We start from the raw sequence: 14,895 nt of genomic DNA, 5'->3' as shown, positions 1-14,895 counted from the left end.
CCGATCTACGGCCCCTGGCGGTACTACGGGATGCCGCTATCAACCCTGGAGGCCGATTTGGAGGCGGGGCTACTGTGAGCCCCTATCAACCCCGAATGACGAAGAACCAAAATTTCAAGAGCTTTGCGGACGCCACACTAAAAGTCGGCGGCCTGACGGTCGTTGTCGGCGCAAATGCGAGTGGCAAGAGCAATCTGCGTGATGCATTCCGATTCCTGCACGGGATCGGGCGTGGGTATACGTTGCCTGAAATCATCGGTGGGAAGTACGGCGAGGGCGGGTACAGGGAGTGGGCGCCGCTGCGAGGAACCACGTCCGAGATAGTTCGTTTCGGCCAGCGTAGTCTAACGATCAAAGCTGTGGTCGGAACAGAAGGTAAGGGTAAGTTTGTTTATGAGATTACAGTCTCTCATCAGGATGTTCGCGGCCGGTTTCGCGTAGAATCTGAATCTTTGCAAACGGAAGATAGTCCGTGGAAGCAGCCTGTTTTTCAGACGCTCGGTCCAGGTGATGACGACGACGATGTGACTATACGTCTGCGTGCAGCGGATGGCGCCCGCGGTCACGGTAAACGAGTCAATCTACGACGTGATCGACCGATTTTGACACAGCTTGAGACTCGTCGCGGCGTATCTATTGAGCTGCGTAGTATGATCGAGAAGGTTGTTGCGACCCTGGGTGCAATCCGTTTTCTCGATCTTTCGGCAGATGCAATGCGACAGCCGTCTTTCCCGGGTTTAGATGTACTGGGAGAGAGCGGTGAAAACCTTTCTGCTGTTCTTCAGGCTCTTTGTCTTGATGCTGATCGCAAGAATGCGCTTGTTGCGTGGGTGTCAGAACTGACGCCGCTTGAAGTATCCGATTTTGAATTTGAGGCTGACGCTACTGGAAGAATCATATTATTTTTGAAGGATATTGAAGGCGGTAGAATATCCGCGTTCAGCGCTTCAGACGGAACCTTACGCTTTCTCGCCATGGCTGCGGCCTTATTATCAGATCAAGATCGAAGTCTATTTTTTTTCGAGGAAATCGATAACGGTTTGCATCCGTCCCGGATGCGTGTGCTAATCGACCTCATCGAGCGTCGCGTTGCCGATTCAACAGTTCAGGTGGTAACCACTACGCATTCGCCTGACCTGCTTACCATTATCGGCGAGACGACTTTCGAGAGCACATCAGTTGTTTATCGGCCAATGGGTGCAGGTGGGTCGATCATCCGTCGCGTCAGTGAGCTTCCGCACATCGTCGAATTGCGCAAGACCCAGACCCTCGGCCGGTTGCACTCGTCGGGCTGGTTCGAGGACGCGCTGTACTTCGACGATCCGGCTGAGGCCGCCGAATGAAATTTCTCGTGATTCCCGAGGACTTTCGCAACGATCAGCATCTCCTCGAACCGATCCTCACGGCGCTCCTCGCCTGCCTTGGCTTTCCGCGGCCGAAGCTGCGGGTCTGTCGCGATCCACTCCTCGGTGGCATCGATGAGGCAATGAAGTTGGAGCGACTTGAGGAAGTGATCAACCGTCACTGGGGTATGGTCGATGTCTTCCTGCTCTGTGTCGATCGGGATGCCAATCCGCATCGCCGCGCTCGCCTCGATGAAATCGAGATGCACTTTACGCCACGAGTCCGGTTCCTCGCCTGCGAGGCGTGGGAGGAGCTAGAAACTTGGGCGCTCGCCGGACTCGACCTGCAGGGGCCGGTGCGCTGGGCCGAGATTCGGGCCGAGCGCGACGTTAAGGAGCGCCACTTCGTACCGCTGGCGGCGTCCCGCCGGTTGACCGCGGAGCCGGGCGGCGGGCGTCGCACCCTTGGCCGCGAGGCTGCCCGGCGCATAGACCGTATCCGACGGCTGTGCCCCGAGGATTTCGATCGGCTTGCCGGCCGGATCGATGCGTTAAGACAGCCTGAGTCATGAACACACCACCCCGCCCCGTCATCATCCTGGTCGAGCCGCAGCTCGCCGAGAATATCGGCATGACCGCCCGCGCAATGGGGAATTTCGGGCTCGACGCCCTGCGGATCGTCGCGCCGAAGGGCGGCTGGCCGATGAAGGGCGTGCGCGAGACGGCGTCCAACGCCACCCACGTCCTCGACGGCGCGAGGATCTTCGCCACCGTCGCCGAGGCCCTGGGCGACCTCCACTACGTGCTCGCCACCACGGCGCGGGAACGGGGCCAGATGAAGCGGGTCTTCGGGCCCGACGAGGGCATGGCGGAGGCGGCCGGGCGGCTGTCCGCGGGGGAGAGGGTCGGCATCCTGTTCGGCCGCGAGCGGGTCGGGCTGTCGAACGACGAGGTCTCGCTGGCGGATGCCATCGTCACCTTCCCGGTCGATCCCGATCACGCCTCGCTCAACCTCGCCCAGAGCGTGCTCCTCGTCGCCTACGAGTGGCGGCGGGCGGCGGGCCGGGCGGTGCTGCCCTTCTCGGGCGCCATGCGCACCGGCCCGGCGCCCCGGGAGGCCCTGATCTCGCTGTTCGAGAGCCTGGAGGCCGACCTCGACGCCGCCGGCTACTACCCGCCGGCCAAGCGCGACGGGATGATCCGCAACATGCGCGACATGTTCCACCGCATGGCGATGACCGAGCAGGACGTGCGCAGCTTCCGGGGGGCGTTGCGCGCCCTGACGCGGCGCCCCCCGGAGGAGTGAAGCCCTACAGCTTCACCACCAGTTTCCCGAAGTTGCGGCCCTTGAGCAGGCCGATGAAGGCCTCCGGCGCGCTCTCCAGCCCCTCGACCACGTCCTCGCGGTAGCGGATCTTGCCCTTGCGCAGCCACTGGCCGACCTCCTCGAGGAAGGCCGGCCCCTGGTCGGCGAAGTCGGAGACGATGAAGCCGCGGAAGGTGAGGCGCTTGCTCAGGACGGCGCGCATCAGCGCCGGCACCCGGTCGGGCCCGGGGGGCAGCTCGGTCATGTTGTAGTTGGCGACGAGGCCGCAGACCGGGATGCGGGCGAAGTCGTTCAGCAGCGGCAGCACCGCGTCGAACACCGCGCCGCCGACATTCTCGAAATAGACGTCGATGCCGTCCGGGCAGGCCGCCGCGAGCGCGGCCGGCAGGTCGCCGGAACGGTGGTCGACCGCCGCGTCGAAGCCGAGATCCTCGGTGAGGTGGCGGCACTTGTCGGCCCCGCCGGCGATGCCGACCGTGCGCGCCCCTTTGAGCTTGGCGATCTGGCCGACGAGCGAGCCGACCGGGCCGGTGGCGGCGGCCACCACCACGGTCTCGCCGGCCTTCGGCGCCCCGATGGTGAGAAGTCCGGTATAGGCGGTCATGCCCGGCATGCCGAGCACGCCGAGCGCGGTGGTGACGGGCGCCGCCGAGGGGTCGAGCTTGCGCAGGCCCTGGCCGTTCGACACGGCAAAATCCTGCCAGCCGCCATAGGCCAGCACGGTCTCGCCGACCGCAAAGCCCGGATGGTGCGAGGCCACCACCTCCGACACCGTGGCGCCGACCATCACGTCGTTGATCTCGACCGGCTTGGCGTAGGACTTCGCCGCGCTCATCCGGCCGCGCATGTAGGGATCGAGCGAGAGGTAATGGTTGCGCAGCAGCACCTCGCCGTCATGCGCCACCGGCACCGTGCCGCGCTCGAGCCGGAAATGGGCCGGCGTCGGCTCGCCGTGCGGCCGGGACGCCAGGACGATGCGGCGGTTCACGTCGGACATGCGGGGGACCTCCTCGTGGGGTTGGGGCACGGCTTTGCCGCCGCGCCCGCGCGCCGTTGCGGTCGCGCTTCGCAGGGACCGCAACCGGGAAAGACCGCACTTGGGAAGGAAGGCACCGCTTGGAAAGGGGAGTCCCGCGCGCCGGCGCCGCGTCGGCGAGAGATTGTCAGAGCTTCGAAGGGCGGGACGACGCCCTCAGGTCGGGCCGGGACTCAGACCAGCACCGGCACCGCCTGCTGGGTGCCGACGCCGAAGACCCGCTTGTAGCGCTCGACCTCCTCCTCGGGTCCGAGCGCCTTGGTCGGGTTGTCGGAGAGCTTCACGGTCGGGTGGCCGTTGGCCGAGATCACCTTGCAGACGATCGAGATCGGGTCGAGGCGCCCGTCCGGCGCCAGGCCGCGGAAGTCGTTGGTGAGCAGCGTGCCCCAGCCGTAGCCGATGCGCAGGCGGCCGTGGAAATGCCGGTGGATCCGCTCGATCACGTCGACGTCGAGCCCGTCGGAGAAGATCGCCAGCTTCTCGCGCGGATTGCGGCCGTGCTGGGTCCACCAGCGGATGGCCTCCTCTCCGCCCTCGATCGGGTCCTTCGAGTCGATGCGGATGCCGGTCCAGTCCGCCATCCAGGCGGGGCCGCGCTCGAGGAAGCCGGTGGTGCCGTAGGTATCGGGCAGGATCACCAGGAGGTTGCCGGCATAATCGCGCTGCCAGTCGGCCAGCACCAGGTAGGGTGCGCGGGCGAGGTCCTCCTCGGTCTCGGCCAGCGCCGAGTAGACCATCGGCAGCTCGTGGGCGTTGGTGCCCACCGCCTCGATGTCGTGGCGCAGCGCGATCAGGCAGTTCGAGGTGCCGAGGAAGCTCGAGCCCAGCCCCTCGATCATCGCCTCGACGCACCAGTCCTGCCACAGGAAGCCGTGGCGCCGCCGCGTGCCGAAATCGGCGATGGAGAGGCCCGGCAGGTTCTTGAGCCGCTCGATCTTCTCCCAGATCCGCGTCATCGCCCGGGCGTAGAGCACCTGGAGCTCGAACTTGCCCATGCCCTTGAGCACGCCGCGCGAGCGCAGCTCGTTGAGGATGGCGAGTGCGGGCACCTCCCACATCGTGGTCTCGATCCACGGGCCGTGGAAGGTGAGGACGTATTGCCCGTCCTGCTTCTCCAGGAGGTAGTCGGGAAAGCGGAAGTTCTCGAGCCAGTCCATGAAGTCCGGCGAGAACATCTGGCGCCTTCCGTAGAAGGTGTTGCCGCGCAGCCAGGTCGATTCGCCCCGGGTCAGCCGCAGAGACCGGCAATGGTCGAGCTGCTCGCGCAATTCGCCGGGGTCGATCAGGTCGGCGAGCCGGATGCGGCTGGTGCGGTTCTGGATCCCGAAGGTGACCGAGACGTCCCGGTGGCGCCGGAAGATCGTCTGCGCCATCAGGAGCTTGTAGAAGTCCGTGTCGAGCACGGAGCGGATGATCGGATCGATCTTCCAGGTGTGGTTGTAGACCCTGGTCGCGAGATCGAGCATCGCCCGTGCCTGCCTGACTTGGGACCGCCTCCTGCGAGCGGCCGGCACGCCGCCCGGGGGCGGCGGAGGCCGCGAAGCCCGCACGGTTCGCGGGCCGGAGTCAAGCCGCCGGCCCGCGCAGCCCCCAGTCGGCGAGGACGGACCTCAGCGGGCGCCGAGGTCGACCGCCTTCTTCTCGGTCTTCGGCGACTCGCCGGTGACGGCGGCCTTCACGTAGCCGTAGAGGTGCAGCATCGTCGAGTTCGGGCTGTCCCAGTACTCGCCCTTCTCGGGGTGGACGCGGATCAGCGCCACCGACGGGTCGTCCTTGCCGCCCGGGAACCAGGTCTTCAGGCTTTCGCTCCACTTGGCGTCGATATGCGCCTTGTCGCGCACGATCTCGGCCTTGCCCGACACCGAGACGTAGTTCTGGCTCGACGGATCGGAATACGAGAGGTTGACCTGGTTGTCGCGGCCGATCTCGTTGGTCACCGGCGCGTCCTGCTTGACGAAGAACCAGAGGTCGCCGTTCTCGTCCGCGTCCTGGTTCCACATCGGGCGGCTGCGCAGCTGGCCGTCGGAATCGGCCGTGGTCATCATCGCGACCTTCACGTCCTTGATCATCGCGAAGAGCTTCTTTGCGCCCTCGTGGTCGCGGTGGCTGCCCTGGTGCATCGGTGGGTCTCCCTTGAAGTCCGGGACGAGCGGGCGGGCCCGCTCGAAGCTGCACGACAACGGACGATGTCCGCTTTGGTTTCGGTTCCCCGCTATCGAAACTCGGCCATGAAACCCTCCCATGAAATCCTCGATCGTACGGCTCGCCGGATCGGCCGGCCTCGCCTATCTGTGCCGCGGAAGGCGCCTGCACGGCGGGCCGCCGGGGAGAGCCGACGATGAAGATCAGTGCGCGCAACCAGCTCGACGGCAAGGTCGTCGAGGTGAAGAAGGGCGTCACCACCGCCCATGTCCGGGTCGAGCTCGCCGGCGGGCAGGTCGTCACCGCGGCGATCACCAACGAATCCGCCGACGAGCTGGGCCTCGCCCCCGGCAAGACCGTGAAGGCGGTGATCAAGTCCAGCGACGTGATGATCGCGACGGATTGAGACGCCGCTCCGTTGATTCGAACGGCTCCACGGATGCCTCGTTCGTCCTACCCGCGACCTCGTCCTGAGGTGCCGGAGCAAAGCGGAGGCCTCGAAGGAGGGCTCCAGATGCCTCGGCGATCCCTGGAGCCCTCCTTCGAGGTCAGTCGATCGCTGATCGACTAACACCTCAGGATGAGGTGGATTGGGTGGGATGATATTCGGCATTCCAGTCGACCACGCCCCGAGTGCCTTGGCGATGCCGCTCGATCGACGCTCCCTCTTGACCGGCTCCGCAGCCTTCGCGCTGGCAAACGCGGCCCGCGCCGCCGATCCCCCGCGGGACGATGCCGGCCGGACCCTCGACGGCCTGCGCACCCCCGTCGCCCGGGTGTTTCCCGCCGGCCCCCCGGCGGCGATCCTGCTCTACACCCTCGCCCCCGAATTGCTGCTCGGCTGGCCGCGGGCGATCCGGCCCTCGGAGAAGCCCTATCTCCTGCCCCGGGCCGCCGACCTGCCGGAGGTCGGACGGCTCACCGGGCGCGGCAACACCGCCAACCTCGAATCGGTCCTGGCGCTCAAGCCGGACCTGATCCTCGATGTCGGCTCGACCGCCGAGACCTACCGCTCGCTCGCCGACCGGGTGCAGGGCCAGACCGGCATCCCCTATGCCCTCCTCGACGGGCGTCTCGCCTCCGCGCCGGCCACCTATCGCAGCCTCGGCCGGCTGATCGGGCGCGACGCCGAGCCCCTCGCCGCCCTCAGCCAGAGCACCCTGGCGACGATGCGCGAGCGCGTCGCCAGGGTGCCGGAAGACAAGCGCCCCCGGGTCTACCTCGCCCGCGGCCCGCGCGGCCTCGAGACCGCGCGGGCGGGCTCGATCAACGTCGAGGCGCTGGCGCTGATGGGCGCCGCCAACGTCGCCGGTCCCGGCGGCGGCCTGGCGCAGGTCTCGCCCGAGGACGTGGTCGCCTGGGCGCCCGACGTCGTCGTCGCCCTCGATCCCGCCTTCGCGGCCGCCGCGCGCCAGGATCCGCTGTGGCAGGCGACCCCGGCCCTGCGGGCGAACCGCCTGCACGTCAGCCCGTCGCTGCCCTTCGGCTGGGTCGATTTTCCGCCCTCGGTCAACCGGCTGGCCGGCCTGTGGTGGCTCGGCAAGGTCCTGTACCCGGCGCTCTTCCCGGAGGATATCCGGGCGGTCGCCCGCGACCTCTACGGCCGGCTCTACCACGTCACGCCGGACGATCCGGCCCTCGACCGCGTGCTGGCGGAAACGCGGTGAGCGGTGTCGCGGGCGCCCGGGCGATCCGGCTCGGCGGGCCCTGGCTGGCGCTCCTCGCCCTGGTGCTCGCCGCCGCCCTCGCCTTCGGGGTCGGGCGCTACCCGGTCTCCCTCCTCGACGTCGCCCGCGTCCTCGCCGGCCGGCTCACCGGCCACGCGCCGGACGTGGCGCCGGCCGTCGAGGCGGTGGTCCTGCAGATCCGCGGCCCCCGCATCGCCGCGGCGATCCTGGTCGGCGCGGCGCTGGCGGTCGCCGGTACCGCCTTCCAGGGTTTGTTTCGCAATCCCCTGGTCTCGCCCGACATCCTCGGCGCCTCCTCGGGGGCGGCGCTCGGCGCGGTCGCGGGCATCTGGCTCTCGCTGGGGGTGCTGGCGATCCAGGGGCTGGCCTTCGCGGGAGGGCTGCTCGCGGTGGCCTGCGTCTACGGGCTCGGCGCCGCCCTGTCGGGGCGCGATCCGGTGCTGGTGCTGGTGCTCGCCGGCATCGTCATCGGCTCGCTCCTCGGCGCCGGGGTCGGGCTGATCAAATACCTCGCCGATCCCTACAACCAGCTCCCGGCGATGACCTTCTGGCTGCTCGGCAGCCTGTCGGGCACGCATCCCGCCGACCTCCTGCCGCTCGCCGGGCCCGTGATCCTCGGCACCGGCCTTCTCCTCCTCCTGCGCTGGCGCCTCGACGTCCTGTCCCTGCCCGACGAGGAGGCGCGCTCGCTCGGCCTCGCCACCGGTCCCCTGCGGGTCGCGGTGGTGGCGGCCGCCACCCTCGTCACCGCGACGAGTGTGGCGACTGCCGGCATCGTCGGCTGGGTCGGGCTGGTGGTGCCGCACCTCGCCCGCTTCCTCGTCGGCCCCGGCTTCGGCCGGCTGATCCCGACGGCGGCGCTGCTGGGAGCCGGCACGCTGCTCACCATCGACACGCTCGCCCGCACGGTGGCGCCGGTGGAAGTGCCGCTCGGCATCCTCACCGCCTTCGTCGGCACGCCGGTGTTCCTCTGGCTGCTCGCCCGGGCGGAGCGGGACTGGTCGTGACCCTGCTCCAGGCCGACGCCCTCGCCTTCGGGTATCCCGGCCGGAAGATCGGCCGCGATCTCTCGCTGGACCTCGCCGCCGGCGAGGCGATGGCGCTGCTCGGGCCCAACGGCGGCGGCAAGACCACGCTGCTCAAGACCCTGCTGGGCCTCCTGCCGGCGCTCGCCGGCACCATCCGGGTCGAGGGCCGGCCGCTTGCCGACCTCACCGCCCGGGAGCGCGCGCGGGCGATGGCCTACGTGCCCCAGGCCGGCGCGAGCGTCTTCGCGTTCACGGCGCGCGCCGTGGTGCTGATGGGACGCACGAGCCGCACCGGCCTGCTCCAAGCCCCGTCCCGGGCCGACCACGCGGCGGCGGAACGGGCCCTTGCCCGGATGGGCATCGCCCATCTCGCCGAGCGGCCGGTGACGCGGCTGTCGGGCGGCGAGCGCCAGCTCGTGCTGGTCGCCCGGGCGCTGGCGCAGGAGCCCCGCATCGTCGTTCTCGACGAGCCGACCGCCAGCCTCGATTTCGGCAACCAGGGCCGGGTGATGGCCGAGATCCTGCGGCTGCGCGCCGACGGGCTCGGCCTCCTCTTCACCACCCACGACCCCAACCAGGCCGCCCGCTACGCCGACCGGGCGCTGCTCCTGCAGGCCGGCCGGCCCCTCGCCGCCGGCCCGGTGGGGCAGGTGCTGGACGCCGCCAGCTTGAGCCGGCTCTACGGCGCGCCGGTCGAGGAGGTGCGGGATCCGGAGAGCGGCGCGCGGGCCTTCCTGCCGGGAGGGTGAACGTCCGTTCGACGCCGGCGACGGAGGCCCGTCTCGTTCGCGACCTCGTCCTGAGGTGCGACTGAAAGGGGCCCTCCTTCGAGGTCAGTCGATCTTCGATCGCGTGCGATCTGCGATCGCCGACACCTCAGGATGAGGTCGAGGGTGGGATGGAGAAGAAACCTGCACGGTCGTCGGTCCGGCCGACGCCGACCATGGGACGCTTCATGACGGCGCGCTGCGCCTCCCCCCACCGATGGCCGTCCCCGTCGCGCTGGCGTTTCCCGGCGCAGGGGTTACATGACGCCGGACGGATACGTGGTGCGGACAGGAGCGAGACGACGTGGCGATCACCCGGGACGACGTGCTGAAGGCGCTCGCGGGCGTGACGGTCGATGCGGCGGGAACCAGCCTGCCGGCCTCCGGCCGCCTGTCGGAGATCGTCATCGACCCCAATGGCCGGGTGGTGTTCTCGATCGGCATCGCGCCGCCGGAGGCCAAGGCCTTCGAGGCCGTGCGGCAGGCGGCCGAGATCGCGGTGCTGAAGATTCCGGGCGTCAACGCGGCGCTGGCGAGCCTCACGGGCGAGCGCGGCCCCGGCGCCGGCGCCCCGCCCCGTCCCGCCGCCCCGGGCGGCGCGCCCCAGGGTGGGCCGCGGCCCGGCCCGGCCCTGCCGGGGGTGCGCCACATCGTGGCGGTGGCCTCGGGCAAGGGCGGCGTCGGCAAGTCGACCACCGCCTGCAACCTCGCCCTGGCGCTCCGCGCCCAAGGTCTGAAGGTCGGGCTCCTCGATGCCGACATCTACGGCCCCTCGGTGCCGAAACTCTTCGGCCTCGACCGCAAGCCCGAGACGATCAACACGCCGCAGGGCCAACGCATCGTGCCGCTCAACGGCTACGGCCTGGCGGTGATGTCGATCGGCTTCCTGATCTCCGCCGACACGGCGATGATCTGGCGCGGCCCGATGGTGCAATCGGCCCTGACCCAGCTCCTGCGCGAGGTCGCCTGGGGCGAACTCGACGTGCTGATCGTCGACATGCCCCCCGGCACCGGCGACGCGCAGCTGACGCTGGCGCAGGCGACGCCGCTGGCCGGCGCGGTGATCGTCTCGACGCCGCAGGACCTCGCGCTGATCGACGCGCGCCGCGCGGTCACGATGTTCCGCCGGGTCGAGGTGCCGATCCTCGGCGTGGTCGAGAACATGGCGACCTTCGTCTGCCCGCATTGCGGCGGCACCTCGCACATCTTCGGCCATGGCGGCGCCCGCCACGAGGCCGAGACCCTGGGCGTGCCGTTCCTCGGCGAGGTGCCGCTCAACATGACGATCCGCGAATCCTCCGATTCCGGCCGGCCGGTCGTCGCGGTCGATCCCGACGGGCCGCAGGCCGCCGCCTACCGGACCATCGCCGCCGGCCTGTGGGCCGGGCTGAGCGGTGGCGCCGGCCCGCGCCCGGCGCCCCGGATCGTGATCGAGTGAGCGTCGCGCACGGGAGCGTGCCCCCGACCCTCGGGGTGATCCTGGCCGGCGGGCTCTCCCGCCGGATGGGCGGCGGCGACAAGCCGCTCTTGCGCCTCGGCGAGAAAACCCTGCTCGAGCGGGTGGCGGAGCGCTTACGCCCGCAATGCTCCGCCGGCCTGATCCTCAACGCCAACGGCGATCCGGCGCGCTTCCGTGCTTTCACGGGCTTCGTGGTGCCGGACTCGCTGCCCGACGCCCCCGGGCCCCTCGCCGGCGTGCTCGCCGCCCTCGATTTCTGCGCGAGCCACCACCCGGACGTGGCTTACGTCGCGAGCGTGGCCGGCGACACGCCGTTCCTGCCGAACGACTTCGTCGCCCGGCTCCACGCGGCGCGGGCCCGCGATGGCGTCGCGATGGCGGTGGCGGCCTCGGGCGGGCAGCTGCATTTCGTGAACGGGGTCTGGGCGGTGAGCTTGCGCCACGACCTGCGGACGGCGCTGGTCGAGCGCGGCCTGCGGCGGGTCGGGATGTGGATCGCCCGGCACAACGCCGCGGAGGCGGCGTGGGAGACGGAGCCGGTGGACCCGTTCCTGAACCTCAACACGCCGGAGGATGTCTTTGCGGCGGAGCGGCTGCTGGCGGACAAGGGCCGCGCGACGATCCAGTAGGGCTCCGAAATATAACCCTCCGCCCTCGGCGGGGGGCCCCGCGACGAGTGCGAAGCACTCATGCCGGGGCGGGAGAGGGGACGCCGTTTCCGGACATGGCGGAGCCGTCGTGAGGGACGCCTTCTGGAACGGCGTCGCGCTACCCCTCTCCCGGTCCCTGCTGACGCAGGGCCCACCCTCCCCCGCAGAGGGGGGGAGGGGTCTCGCGCCCGTATCGGGCGCGTTCGCCCCTGAACTTGAGGCTTACGCCTCGACGCGCATCGACTTGATGGTGTCGGGATCGCGCACCGGCTCGCCGCGCTTGATCTGGTCGATCACGTCCATGCCTTCGACCACCTTGCCCCACACCGTGTACTGCTTGTCGAGGAAGCGGGCGTCGGCAAAGCAGATGAAGAACTGCGAGTTGGCCGAGTGCGGGAAGTTGGTGCGGGCCATCGAGCAGGTGCCGCGCACGTGCGGCTCGGCGTTGAACTCGGCCTTCAGGTCGGGCAGCTCGGAGCCGCCGGTGCCGGTGCCGGTCGGGTCGCCGGTCTGGGCCATGAAGCCGTCGATCACGCGGTGGAACGGCACGCCGTCGTAGAAGCCCTGCTCCGAGAGGGTCGTGATCCGCTCGACGTGGTTGGGGGCGAGGTCGGGGCGCAGCTGGATGACCACGCGGCCCTTGCTGGTCTCCATCACGAGTCGGTTGCTGTCGGTCATGGTCGGTCTCCTTGAATCGGACCAGGGTAGACGAAACGCAGGGCGATGGGACGCCCCGCGACGGCGCCGCCGAGCCCCGCCGTCAGCCGCGCCGGGGTGCAGTGGGCGAGCGACGAGAGCGTTTCGGCGGCGAGCGCGTCCCGCCGCCGGGGCGGAACGCGCGTGAAGGTGATCCGCGGGGTGCCCTGGAGGCTCCCGTCCCGCCGCAGCGCGAAGCGCAGGGTGATGGCGGAGGCCCCGAGATCGGCCGGTGCGCGCCAGCAGGCGGCGAGCCGGGGGTAGAGGTCCGCCAGGGTGTCGGCGGGGCCCTCGGGCGGCGGCGTCACCGGCACCCGCACGGTCGCCCGCAGGGTGGTCGGCAGCGAGAGCACCGAGGGGTTGTCGGTGACGTCGAACTGCGCGGCGGCGGGCGCGGTCGAGACCGCCAGCGCGAGGCCGGCCAGCGAGAGCCCGCCGCGCAACGGCCTACTGGCCGTCCTGGGCGAGGCTCATCCGGACGATCTTGTCCGGGCTCTGCACGGTGCCGTTCTGGGCCGACGAGCCCTTCTTGATCTTGTCGACCACGTCCATGCCCGAGGTCACCTCGCCCACCACCGTGTACTGGTTGTTGAGGAACGAGGCGTCGCCGAAGCAGATGAAGAACTGCGAGTTGGCCGAGTTCGGATCCTGCGAGCGGGCCATGCCGACGGTGCCGCGCTTGAACGGGGTCTTGGAGAACTCCGCCGGGATGTTCGGCAGGTCGGACTTGCCCATGCCGGTGCCGGTCGGGTCGCCGGTCTGGGCCATGAAGCCGTCGATGACCCGGTGGAACACGATGCCGTTGTAGAAGCCGCGCTTCGTCAGCGTCTTGATCTGCTGGACGTGCTTGGGCGCCAGGTCGGGCCGCAGCTGGATGGTGACGCGGCCGTCCTTGGTGTCGAGGTAGACGGTGTTCTGGTCGGGCGCGGCGCTCGCCGGGGCGGCGATGCCGAGGGCGGCGACGGACAGCACCAGGGCTGCGAGCCAGCGGATCATGGAGGTCTCCTGGGTGGAAATCGGCCGCGTCAGGCGGACGGGGCGAAGCGGGCGCTCAGGCGGTCGGCCACCGCCGCGGGCACGAAGGGCCGCACGTCGCCGCCCATGGCGGCGATCTGGCGGACCAGGGTGGCGGTGATCGGCCGCACGCCGGTCGAGGCCGGCAGGAACACGGTCTGCACCTCCGGCGCCATGGCGCCGTTCATGCCGGCGAGCTGCATCTCGTAATCGAGATCGGTGCCGTCGCGCAAACCGCGGATGAACAGGCTGGCGCCGTGGCGCCGCGCCGCCGCCACCGCGAGGTCGGCGAAGCTGACGACCTCCAGCACCGTGCCGGTCTCGGCGGCGAGCGGGCCGCAGGTGGCGCGGATCAGGTCCGCCCGCTCCTCGGCGGAGAAGAGCGGGGTCTTGCCCGGATGCACGCCGATCGCGACGACGAGGCGGCCGACCAGGCGGCAGGCCTGGCGCACCACATCGAGATGGCCGTTGGTCACCGGATCGAAGGAGCCGGCATAGAGCGCGGTGCGGTTCATCGTGGCCCCACGTAGAGCATTTTTAGGCGCAACGGAACCGCCCGGCCCCGGGCCGGCCCTGCTTGCGCCGGCCTCATTTGGTCACGGCCCCGACCAGCGGCCCGAGCGGCCGGCTCAGGTCCTGCCGGCCGAGCGCCGGCGCGTAGAGGCTCGACACGCTGCCGTCCAGGAAGAGCGCGTTGGGGCAGCCGAGCGTGTCGCGAAACAGCCGCGCGAAGGCCCCGAAGGTCACCGGCGCCTCCGAGATCGCGAAGACCGCCGTGCGCCCGTCCGGCCGCACGCCGACGCCGTTGCGGATCTTCTGCGACGGGCCGTCCTCGGAGATCTTTGGGTGGATGCGGTTGTTGATCACCAGCATCGGGCCGGACTGGGTGGCGAACTCGGCCTTGGGATGGGCCTTCAGGTAGCGCCCGGTCTCGAGCACGCCCGCCTTGTCGCCCGCCACGTAGAACACCCCGTTCGGCTTCAGGTGGAAGTTGCCCGGGCCGTTGGCGGTGTTGGCGGCCTTCAGCTCGCGCCCGTCCTCGACGTAGAGGCCGACGGGGCCGAGGCCGGTATCGTACATGCCGGCATTCATCGCGAAGGCGAGCTTGTCGCCCTGCTGGCCGGCGAGCCGCGACAGCGAGCCGTAGGGCAGCCCGTCGGGCCCGCGCCAGAACAGCTTCACCCGGGCGCGGCGCAAATCGACGGTGCAGACCGAATAGGCCTGGCCCTCATGGGTCTGCGGTCGGCAGGCGACGGCGGGGGAGGCCGGCACGGAGGCGGCTTGCGTGGCGGGCGCCGCCGGTGCGGGCGCGGGCCCGAGCCACAGGCCCGCACCGACCACCAGCGCCCCGATCCGTCCCGCCCGCACCCCGATCGTCGCCATGAGCCTCTCCGTGTCCGGCCGACATCCGGCTACCGGTATAGAGCGATCGTGACGTTTTGCAGCATGAACCGAAAACCCCGCCGCGGTGTTCTGTGGGCCTGGGGGTTCGACATCTTCACGCGAACGGAGATCGGCTCATGAAGGTCATGTTGGCGGCATCGGCAGTCCTCGCGGGTGCACTGGTGGCTCTGCCGGCCACTGCGGAAGCGCGGGGCTTCGGCGGCTTCGGCGGTGGCGGGTTCCACGGCGGGGGCTTCCACGGCGGCGGGTTCGGCGGGTTCCGCGGCGGCGGCTTCCGCGGCGGGTTCGCGGGCGGCGGCTGGCGCGGCGGCGGCTTCGGCTACCGCCAGGCCGGCTTCGGC

General features: G+C 69.9%; 17 protein-coding genes and 1 pseudogene. 10 read left to right on the top strand and 8 right to left on the bottom strand.

The window, feature by feature from the left end:
* The 3 genes from HPY23_RS18355 to HPY23_RS18345 all read left to right on the top strand — a co-directional run.
* Positions 1-1,343, top strand: a 1,343-nt coding sequence (locus HPY23_RS18355) for an AAA family ATPase (protein WP_210346962.1), incomplete at its 5' end; no start/stop codon positions are given.
* On the top strand, positions 1,340-1,915 hold the full coding sequence (locus HPY23_RS18350) for a hypothetical protein (RefSeq protein WP_091881608.1): 576 nt from the start codon (positions 1,340-1,342) through the stop codon (positions 1,913-1,915). The genes HPY23_RS18355 and HPY23_RS18350, both read left to right, overlap by 4 nt.
* Positions 1,912-2,649 carry an RNA methyltransferase gene (locus tag HPY23_RS18345; protein ID WP_091881611.1) on the top strand — a complete coding sequence of 246 codons (738 nt, stop codon included), beginning with the start codon at positions 1,912-1,914 and terminating at the stop codon, positions 2,647-2,649. The genes HPY23_RS18350 and HPY23_RS18345 overlap by 4 nt, the downstream gene beginning before the upstream one ends.
* Positions 2,650-2,653: 4 nt before the next feature.
* Here the strand turns inward: HPY23_RS18345 and HPY23_RS18340 are convergent, their stop codons facing one another.
* From HPY23_RS18340 to HPY23_RS18330, 3 genes are all read right to left on the bottom strand, one after another.
* A complete protein-coding gene (locus HPY23_RS18340) occupies positions 2,654-3,667 on the bottom strand; it encodes an NADP-dependent oxidoreductase (RefSeq protein WP_091881614.1) in 1,014 nt (337 codons plus the stop codon).
* Between the two features lie 212 nt (positions 3,668-3,879).
* Complete coding sequence (gene pncB / locus HPY23_RS18335) at positions 3,880-5,172, bottom strand: nicotinate phosphoribosyltransferase (protein ID WP_060846978.1); 1,293 nt, start codon at positions 5,170-5,172, stop codon at positions 3,880-3,882.
* A gap of 144 nt (positions 5,173-5,316) precedes the next feature.
* Positions 5,317-5,826 (bottom strand): pyridoxamine 5'-phosphate oxidase family protein, encoded by a 510-nt coding sequence (locus HPY23_RS18330; protein ID WP_058619404.1) that lies wholly within the window; start codon positions 5,824-5,826, stop codon positions 5,317-5,319.
* 218 nt (positions 5,827-6,044) lie between these two features.
* Here HPY23_RS18330 and HPY23_RS18325 point away from each other — a divergent pair, with 218 nt between their 5' ends.
* From HPY23_RS18325 to mobA, 6 genes are all read left to right on the top strand, one after another.
* Positions 6,045-6,254, top strand: a complete 210-nt coding sequence (locus HPY23_RS18325; protein WP_091881616.1) for a TOBE domain-containing protein — start codon at positions 6,045-6,047, stop codon at positions 6,252-6,254.
* Positions 6,255-6,492: 238 nt separating this feature from the next.
* Positions 6,493-7,515 carry an iron ABC transporter substrate-binding protein gene (locus HPY23_RS18320; protein WP_091881619.1) on the top strand — a complete coding sequence of 341 codons (1,023 nt, stop codon included), beginning with the start codon at positions 6,493-6,495 and terminating at the stop codon, positions 7,513-7,515.
* The gene (locus tag HPY23_RS18315) at positions 7,512-8,543 is read left to right on the top strand and encodes a FecCD family ABC transporter permease (protein WP_091881623.1); all 1,032 of its coding nucleotides are present in this window, start codon (positions 7,512-7,514) and stop codon (positions 8,541-8,543) included. Before HPY23_RS18320 ends, HPY23_RS18315 begins: the two co-directional genes overlap by 4 nt.
* Entirely contained in the window at positions 8,540-9,313 is a 774-nt protein-coding gene (locus tag HPY23_RS18310) for an ABC transporter ATP-binding protein (RefSeq protein ID WP_091881627.1), read from the top strand. The genes HPY23_RS18315 and HPY23_RS18310 overlap by 4 nt, the downstream gene beginning before the upstream one ends.
* 322 nt (positions 9,314-9,635) lie before the next feature.
* Positions 9,636-10,769, top strand: a complete 1,134-nt coding sequence (locus HPY23_RS18305) for an Mrp/NBP35 family ATP-binding protein (RefSeq protein ID WP_060846981.1) — start codon at positions 9,636-9,638, stop codon at positions 10,767-10,769.
* On the top strand, positions 10,766-11,419 hold the full coding sequence (mobA, locus tag HPY23_RS18300) for a molybdenum cofactor guanylyltransferase MobA (RefSeq protein ID WP_280142890.1): 654 nt from the start codon (positions 10,766-10,768) through the stop codon (positions 11,417-11,419). Before HPY23_RS18305 ends, mobA begins: the two co-directional genes overlap by 4 nt.
* A 243-nt stretch (positions 11,420-11,662) precedes the next feature.
* On the opposite strand, the gene HPY23_RS18295 is transcribed toward mobA, so the two are convergent.
* From HPY23_RS18295 to HPY23_RS18275, 5 genes are all read right to left on the bottom strand, one after another.
* Positions 11,663-12,118 carry a peptidylprolyl isomerase gene (locus tag HPY23_RS18295; protein WP_048430192.1) on the bottom strand — a complete coding sequence of 152 codons (456 nt, stop codon included), beginning with the start codon at positions 12,116-12,118 and terminating at the stop codon, positions 11,663-11,665.
* Positions 12,115-12,579: a hypothetical protein gene (locus tag HPY23_RS18290; protein ID WP_091881629.1), complete on the bottom strand. Its 465-nt coding sequence runs from the start codon at positions 12,577-12,579 to the stop codon at positions 12,115-12,117. The genes HPY23_RS18295 and HPY23_RS18290 overlap by 4 nt, the downstream gene beginning before the upstream one ends.
* Positions 12,580-12,583: 4 nt before the next feature.
* Positions 12,584-13,132 (bottom strand): peptidylprolyl isomerase, encoded by a 549-nt coding sequence (locus HPY23_RS18285; RefSeq protein WP_060846983.1) that lies wholly within the window; start codon positions 13,130-13,132, stop codon positions 12,584-12,586.
* A gap of 29 nt (positions 13,133-13,161) precedes the next feature.
* Entirely contained in the window at positions 13,162-13,665 is a 504-nt protein-coding gene (gene coaD, locus HPY23_RS18280) for a pantetheine-phosphate adenylyltransferase (RefSeq protein WP_048430190.1), read from the bottom strand.
* A gap of 73 nt (positions 13,666-13,738) precedes the next feature.
* Positions 13,739-14,533 carry a phosphodiester glycosidase family protein gene (locus HPY23_RS18275; RefSeq protein ID WP_091881632.1) on the bottom strand — a complete coding sequence of 265 codons (795 nt, stop codon included), beginning with the start codon at positions 14,531-14,533 and terminating at the stop codon, positions 13,739-13,741.
* Between the two features lie 137 nt (positions 14,534-14,670).
* Between HPY23_RS18275 and HPY23_RS18270 the strand changes: the two are divergent.
* Positions 14,671-14,895: pseudogene (locus HPY23_RS18270) on the top strand (hypothetical protein); the annotation flags it as partial.

Source organism: Methylobacterium ajmalii (assembly GCF_016613415.1).
Lineage (GTDB): Bacteria > Pseudomonadota > Alphaproteobacteria > Rhizobiales > Beijerinckiaceae > Methylobacterium > Methylobacterium ajmalii.
Note: the sequence above shows the minus strand (reverse complement) of the source record. Positions and strands in the feature narration are given on the sequence as shown.